At 72.2% G+C, this 4,625-nt stretch carries 5 protein-coding genes and 1 pseudogene; 4 read left to right on the forward strand and 2 right to left on the reverse strand.

Annotation, left to right across the window (positions count from 1 at the left end; genetic code table 11):
• Positions 1–290: pseudogene (locus tag QR77_RS48980) on the reverse strand (bifunctional 3'-5' exonuclease/DNA polymerase); the annotation flags it as partial.
• 130 nt (positions 291–420) lie between these two features.
• Here QR77_RS48980 and QR77_RS22960 point away from each other — a divergent pair.
• The 3 genes from QR77_RS22960 (at position 421) to QR77_RS22970 (ending at position 2,786) form a co-directional block, all read left to right on the forward strand.
• The gene (locus QR77_RS22960) at positions 421–1,335 is read left to right on the forward strand and encodes an NADP-dependent oxidoreductase (protein WP_040024007.1); all 915 of its coding nucleotides are present in this window, start codon (positions 421–423) and stop codon (positions 1,333–1,335) included.
• Between the two features lie 191 nt (positions 1,336–1,526).
• Complete coding sequence (locus tag QR77_RS22965; protein ID WP_052488992.1) at positions 1,527–1,976, forward strand: ATP-binding protein; 450 nt, start codon at positions 1,527–1,529, stop codon at positions 1,974–1,976.
• 165 nt (positions 1,977–2,141) lie between these two features.
• A complete protein-coding gene (locus tag QR77_RS22970; RefSeq protein ID WP_040024008.1) occupies positions 2,142–2,786 on the forward strand; it encodes a dihydrofolate reductase family protein in 645 nt (214 codons plus the stop codon).
• A gap of 9 nt (positions 2,787–2,795) precedes the next feature.
• Here QR77_RS22970 and QR77_RS22975 read toward each other — a convergent pair whose 3' ends face one another.
• A complete protein-coding gene (locus QR77_RS22975; RefSeq protein WP_040024009.1) occupies positions 2,796–3,350 on the reverse strand; it encodes a sugar O-acetyltransferase in 555 nt (184 codons plus the stop codon).
• A gap of 182 nt (positions 3,351–3,532) precedes the next feature.
• Here QR77_RS22975 and QR77_RS22980 point away from each other — a divergent pair.
• On the forward strand, positions 3,533–4,625 hold a 1,093-nt coding region (locus QR77_RS22980; RefSeq protein ID WP_040028500.1), incomplete at its 3' end, for a DUF2786 domain-containing protein.

The raw sequence follows: 4,625 nt of genomic DNA on the forward strand, positions 1-4,625 counted from the left end.
GCCGCCGCCGAACGGGGCTCCCCGAGCCGCCCCTCATGCCCGAGCAGCAGCAGTTCCGCCACCTCGATGTCGTAACACCGCTCGATCCGCACCCCGGCGGCGAGCAGCCGTGGATACACCTCCCCGGTGGCGCGCCACACCCAGCGGTCCACCTCCGGCAGCCGCGCCCTGACGGCCGCCACCAGGTCGGGCTCCCGCAGCACGGGCCCGGCCGGGCGCCCGTCGGCACCCAGCGGAGCCAGCAGCGCGCCGCCGCCGTCCACCGGGGCGAGAGCCCATCGTCCGGTCATGTGAGCGAGTCTCGCAGCAGGCTCTGACAGTCGGGTACGACGCGCCTCAACCGGAACATATCGGCGGGTGGCCGAGGTTGTGCCGGGAGAAGATCGGCGTGACGTCCCGACAGATCAGGTGGAGGCTGGAATGCAAGCGATCGTGTTCGACGAGTTCGGCGGTCCCGACGTACTGCACCTCAAGGAGATCGACGAGCCGCACGCGGGCCCCGGAGAGGTCCGGGTGGCCGTACGGGTCGCCGGCGTCAACCCGGTGGACTTCAAGGTCCGCCACGGATGGATGGAACAGGCCTTCCACACACCGCTCCCCGCCGTCCCCGGTACCGAGGTCGCCGGAGTCGTCGACGAGACCGGTGAGGGCGTGACCGGATTCGCCGTCGGCGACGAGGTGGTGGGCTGGGCCAAGGGCGGCTCGTACGCCCAGCACGCCCTGACCGGGGTGATCGCCCACAAGCCGGCCGCGCTGAGCTGGGAGCAGGCGGTGGGGATCCCGGTCGCCGGCGAGACCTCCGCGCGGGTGCTCGACCTGCTCGACGTGAAGGAGGGCGAGACGCTGCTCGTGCACGGCGCCGCCGGCGCGGTCGGGTCCGTCGCCGTACAGCTCGCCGTGGCCAGGGGCGCCACCGTGATCGGCACGGCCTCGGAGCGCAACCACGACTTCGTGCGCTCGCTCGGGGCGACACCCGTGACGTACGGCGACGGCCTGGTCGAGCGCGTGCGCGCGCTCGCTCCGCAGGGCGTCGACGCCGTCCTCGACACGGCGGGCAAGGGCGCGCTGCCCGACTCGATCGAGCTGCGCGGCGGCACGACCGACCGCGTCGTCACCATCGCCGACATGGCGGCCGGTGACCTGGGGGTGACCTTCTCCAGCGGCGGCATCCCGCCGGAGAAGCAGCGCGCGGGGCTCGCCGAGCACCTCACGCTGGCGGCCGACGGCGCGCTTCACGTGCGCATCGGTGAGAGGTACGCCCTCGCCGACGCGGCCAAGGCGCAGGCGGAGAGCGAGGCCGGTCACGCGGCCGGGAAACTGGTGATCACTCTCTGATCGTGTGTTCCCGGCGGGGTGGGGGCGCGTTCGCCAGGGGGTGCGCGCGCCGGGCGCATCGGGTGCATCCAGCAAGGTCATGGCCTTGTGAGGTGGCATGTCGACACTCCTCTCGGGCACCATGGTTGCTTTCGGTGACCCACTTATGTCCGAGAGTAATGATGCTCACTGACAATGGACTTGTACACGATGTGTACGACCCCCGACGGCGCCCCTGGCTGCCCCTCACCCGCCTCCCGCTCCCGCACAAACCGGAGGCGGCGTCGAGGGCCCGCAACCGTACCCGCGAGGTGCTCTCCCTGTGGCGGGTGGGCGCCGGGCTGATCGCGACGGCGGAGCTGGCCGTCAGCGAACTCGTCACCAACGCCGTACGGCACGGGGTGTGCCTGTGCGGCTGTACGCGGGGGACGGTCTCCCTGGCCCTGCTGGGGGCCGGGGACCGGCTGCGCATCGAGGTCGGGGACCCGTCCCGTACGCCCCCGAGGTGGCCGACCGGGATCGAGTCCGTGGACAGGGAGGCCGAGGAGGGGCGCGGCCTGCTGCTGGTCACGGCTCTCGCCTCGGACTGGGGGGACCACGCGCGGCCGCTGCGGGGCAAGGTGGTGTGGTGCGAGTTCGCCTGCCGCGCGACGCTGGACTGACGGGACGGCCGGGCGGGGCGGACTGACGGGACGGCCCGGTTTCCGTTTCCGGCGGGTCCGGGACGCGGCGATGAGTTTCCGGGCCCCGGGGAGTCTCATGACCCGTCATCGAGAACGCGGACAGCGCGGACAGCGCGAACAGTGCGAACAGCGCGGGAGGAACACGTGACTCAGCTACTGAGAGTTCAGAACTTCAACGTCTCCAGTGACGGCATCGGGGCCGGGGAGGACCAGACTTTCGAGCGCCCGTTCGGCCACGTAGATCCCGGGAAGCTGTTCGCCTGGGCCGGCGCCACGGCGAGCTGGCCCATGCGCACCGCCCCCGGCGGGAGCCGGGGCCTCGACGACTACCTCACGCGGGACTACCCACGCAACATCGGCGCCGAGATCATGGGCCGCAACAAGTTCGGGCCCCAGCGCGGCCCGTGGGAGAACCACGAGTGGCGCGGTTGGTGGGGCGACGAGCCGCCGTTCCGCACCCCGGTGTTCGTCCTGACCCACCACAAGCGTCCGTCGTTCACGCTCTCCGACACCACCTTCCACTTCGTCGACGGCGACCCGGCCACGGTCCTCGGACAGGCGCGGGAGGCGGCGCAGGGCAAGGACGTCCGACTCGGCGGCGGGGTCAGGACCATCCGGCAGTTCCTGGACGCCGACCTCGTCGACACCCTGCATGTGGCGGTCTCACCGACGAAGCTGGGATCCGGACTACGCCTCTGGGAGTCCCCGGACGAGCTGCTCGACCGCTTCAACCTGGACGTCGTACCCAGCCCGAGCGGCATCACGCACCACTTGTTCTGGCGGAAGTGACGCCCCGGCTCAGAGGCTCCGCACGATCCGCGCCGGGTTTCCGACCGCCAGGACTCCGGCCGGTAGGTCCTTCGTGACGACCGCACCGGCGCCGACCACGGTGTTCTCGCCGATGGTCACTCCCGGGCAGACGATCACGCCGCCGCCCAGCCAGACGTTGTCGCCGATGGTCACCGGCTGGGCCTTCTCCCACCCCGCCCGCCGGCGTTCCGCGTCGAGTTCGTGGGTCGGGCTGAGGAGTTGCACGTTCGGGCCTATCTGGACGTCGCTGCCGATGGTGATCGGCGCCGCGTCCAGGAACACCGCGTTGAAGTTGATGAACGTGCGGGCGCCGATGGTGATGTACGTGCCGAAGTCGCAGTTGAACGGCGGCCGGATGCGGACGGCGTCGCCCACCGAGCCGAGCAGCTCCGACAGGATCTCGGCGCGCTCGGCGGGCGACCGGGCCTCGGCGCCGTTGTACGCCGCGCAGAGCGCGACGCGGCGTACGGTCTGCGCCAGCAGTTCCTCGTCGTCGGGGAGGTACCAGTCCCCGGCCAGCATGCGTCGCTTGTTCTCACCCATTGTTCTCGCCCATGAACGTACGTCCCCCTCGCTGAGTCCCCTCAGCCTAGCGTCGAGCAGGGGTTCGATATCCACAGCCTGTGGATAAGTCGGGACCGCGTCCGTCCTGCACCGGGTGACCTGGGACCATGGTCTTCATGGGTAACACCACCGTCGAGCAGGCGATCGCCGCCGCGCTCGCCATGGGCAAGGGCGTGGACGGGCGCGACGACGGCGAGGGCATCGACACCGGGGCCTCCCTGCTCGCCGCCGACCCCGCGGCCGATCCGGAGCTGCGCCGGCGCGGCGAGCTGTACGTACGCCTCGCCTGGGAGCGCGGCTGGGAGCCCGCCGATGTCGTGCGCCTCGTCAGGCGCGACCTCACCGAGGCCCACGCCGGGATCGTGGCCGGGCTGATCACCGCCGAGGTGCGGAGGTACGGGCGGCTCGCGCCGCGCTGGGCCGCGCAGGTGGCCGAGCTGGCGGAGCCGGCCGAGGCGGCGGAGTCCGCTTCGAACCGGGGCGACCGTTTCTCGGCCGCCACCGCCGTGCTGGAGTTGTACCGGCTGCTCGCGAGACTGCCCGCGATCGAGCCGGTCGGCCCGGTGCCCGGTACGCCCGTCCACCTGCCGGCCGCCGACGGCGAGCCGCGCGTGCTGGTCCGGATCCGCGCCCTGCTCGCCAAGGCGGAGGGGACCGGCTTCCCGCAGGAGGCCGAGGCGCTCACCGCGAAGGCCCAGGAACTGATGGCGCGCCACAGCATCGACGAGGCGCTGCTCGCCGACCGTACGCGGCGGGGCGATGTGCCGGGTGCCTGCCGGATCGGGGTGGACCCTCCGTACGAGACGGCGAAGGCGATCCTCCTCGACGCCGTCGCCTCGGCGAACCGCTGTCGCGCCGTCTGGAACAGCGCGTTCGGCTTCTCGACGGTGGTCGGGTTCGAGCCCGACATGGAAGCGGTCGAGCTGCTGTACACCTCGCTGCTGGTGCAGGGGACGGCGGCGATGACCCGCGCCGAGGCGGAGCAGCGTACGGCCGGCCGCAAGCGGACGAAGACCTTCCGGCAGTCCTTCCTGCTGGCGTACGCGCACCGCCTCGGTGAACGCCTCGCCGCCGTGGCCGACCGGGTCACCACGGACTCGGGCACGCCGGGCGCCGAGCTGCTGCCCGTGCTCGCCGCGCGGGAGGTGGCGGTCTCCGACCGTACGGACCGGATGTTCCCCGCGACGGTGGCGACGCGGGTGCGCGGCGCGACGGACGCCGCGGGCTGGACGCACGGCACGTCGGCCGCCGACC

It is taken from the genome of Streptomyces sp. 150FB (genome assembly GCF_000818195.1).
Taxonomy (GTDB): domain Bacteria; phylum Actinomycetota; class Actinomycetes; order Streptomycetales; family Streptomycetaceae; genus Streptomyces.